Here is a 2,392-nt window from a genome sequence, read left to right on the forward strand (position 1 = left end):
CGCAGAAAGCGGCCACCACAACCCCCGCCCAAGGGCCGCCGCAACCGCCGGCACCAGCACCAACGACAGAACCATCGCGGAGAGCAAGATCCCCAGCGCCATCGCGAACGCCATCTGCTCACTCCCCGGACTCGTGGCGAGCGTCGCGAAGGACCCGGCCAGCACAAGCCCGGCCGTGGCGATGGCAGGCGCCGTATGCCGAACCGCACGGGCGACGGCCGCCCGCGCCGGACCGGGCCGCCGCATCTCCTCCCGGATCCGGTCGGCGATCAGGATGTTGTAGTCCGTACCCAGCGCCACCACGAAGAGGAACAGCACCAGAGGGAGCGTGAAGTTGACGCCCGGTTCGCCGAGCGCGTGCTGGAAGAGCAGCGTGGCCGCGCCGAGCGTCGCGGCGAAACAGAGACCGACGGAGAGCATGAGGACGACCGGCGCGAGCAGGCTGCGCAGGAGCAGCAGCAGGATCAGCGCGATCAGCGCGGCCGCGACCGGGAAGACGATCCTCAGATCGTGGTCGACGGCGACGGAGATGTCGGCGAAGATCGCCGCGGTCCCGCCCACGTACGCCGTCGTCCCGGCGGGCGCGAGCCGCCCGGCCACATCCCGCACCGGCCCCGAGGCCAGATCGCGGGCCCGCTGGCTCTGCGGATCGGAGGTCAGGTAGACGTCGATCCGGGCGGCACGGCGGTCCTCGCTCAGAACCGTCCGCGCCACCTTGCCCACGCCCTTGACCTGGGCGAGCCCCCGGGTGAGGCCGCTCAGCCGGTCGGCGCTGAGCGTGGCGCCGCCCCCGGCGGTGCTGCCCCCGGCGGTGCCGTCCCCGGCCGTGCCGTCCCCGACGGTGACGTAGACGCTCGTCGGATCCGACACCCCGGCGGGCAGCGCCCGAGAGATCTCCGCGGCGGTGGCCGCGGCGGAAGTGCGGTCACCGGAATCGCTCCGGCCATAGTCCATACGTATGCCCGCCATCCCCGCGCTCAGCGCGGCGAGCAGGGCGACGGCAGCCGTCAGCATGAGCAGCGGCCGCCGCGTGACCAGCGCGCCGAGGCGGGCGGCGCGGCCTCCGTCCGGCTTGTGGAGCAGCGTGCGGGAGGGCCAGAACATCTTGCGTCCGGCGGCCGCGAGCAGCGCGGGCAGCAGAGTGAGGCTGCCGACCAGCATCACAAGGACCGCGGCGGCGATGGCCGGGCCCAGCGAGCGGAACTGCCCGAAGGTCGCGAGGCCCAGCGTGGCGAACGCGGCCACGATGGTCAGCGCCGCCGAGGTGATCGCGGTACCCACCCGGGCGGACACCTGCGCGGCCGCCTCGCGGGCGGACTGTTCGGGCCGCTCGCGCAGGTGCTCGCGGAAGCGGAAGAGCAGGAACAGCAGATAGTCGATGCCGATGCCGAGCAGGACGACGTTGATCAGGTCCGGCGTACTCGCGTCGAGCTTGTGGCCGGTGAGCAGTGCGGCGCCCACGACGGCCCCCGCCGCCACGCCGCCGATGACGGCGACCGCGAGCAGCGGCAGCACGGCCGCCAGCACGCTGCGGAACACCAGCACGTTGAGCAGGATGATGAACCCCATGACGAGGGCGCTGCCGACCTTCGACGCGGTCTCGTGGGAGTCGGTGGTGTCGACGGTCTCGGCGAGGCTCCCGGTGAAGCCCGTACGCAGACCTGCCTCCGCGAACTGCGTCCGTGCGGCGTCACGGAAGGCCCGGTACACGCCCTGGACCCCCTTGTCCGAGGGGTTTCCGATGAGTTGGACGGAGAGCAGTTGGAAACTCCGGTCGGGCGCTGTCATCGCGGGGGCGACCCGGGGCGTCTGGGAGCGGTCCGGGACCATGAAATCGGGGAGGTCGTCCTCCCTCGGCATGGCCACCCGGCGCTGGCCCAGCTGCTTCGCCTCGGCACCGACCCGCTTCCGGTCGGCGGCGGTGAGCGCCTCGCCGTCGGACCGGCCGACCAGCATCGTCACCGTCGTGGCGTCGGGCTTCTCGCCGAACTGCTCCTGGGCGATGTTCAGTGCGGCGGCCGAGTCGTACTCACGGGGCAGGAAGTCCCCGGTCCGGTGCTGGGTGACGCGGGCGGTCAGCGTCGGGGCGAGGGCGCTCAGCGCGACGGCCAGCATCACCCAGACGACGATGACCTTCCACGGGTGTCTGGTGGAGTATCCGGTCAGGGCGCGGATCACGATGTCCTCCGGCGGACGGAACGGGCAGCGGACGGAACGGCTGCGGATGGAACGGCTGCGGATGGAACGGCTGCGGATGGAAGGGGCTGCCAACGGAGCAGGCCGCCGACGTCTGCCGGGAAGGGGCTCCCGGCCGGTCTCAAGACCATCACCGGGAGGGGGCGCCGGGCGTCGTGGCAGCGGATGATCCGGACCGGGGCCCAGGGTCCTACCC

1 protein-coding gene is annotated in these 2,392 nt (G+C 72.5%); it reads right to left on the reverse strand.

All coding sequences use genetic code 11. The annotated features are described in order from the left end of the window. On the reverse strand, positions 1-2,178 hold a 2,178-nt coding region (locus GKQ77_RS31650; RefSeq protein WP_219692555.1), incomplete at its 3' end, for an MMPL family transporter. Between the last annotated feature and the right edge of the window lie 214 nt (positions 2,179-2,392).

Origin of the sequence: Streptomyces anatolicus (assembly GCF_019400875.1) — a bacterium.
Taxonomy (GTDB): Bacteria; Actinomycetota; Actinomycetes; order Streptomycetales; family Streptomycetaceae; genus Streptomyces; species Streptomyces anatolicus.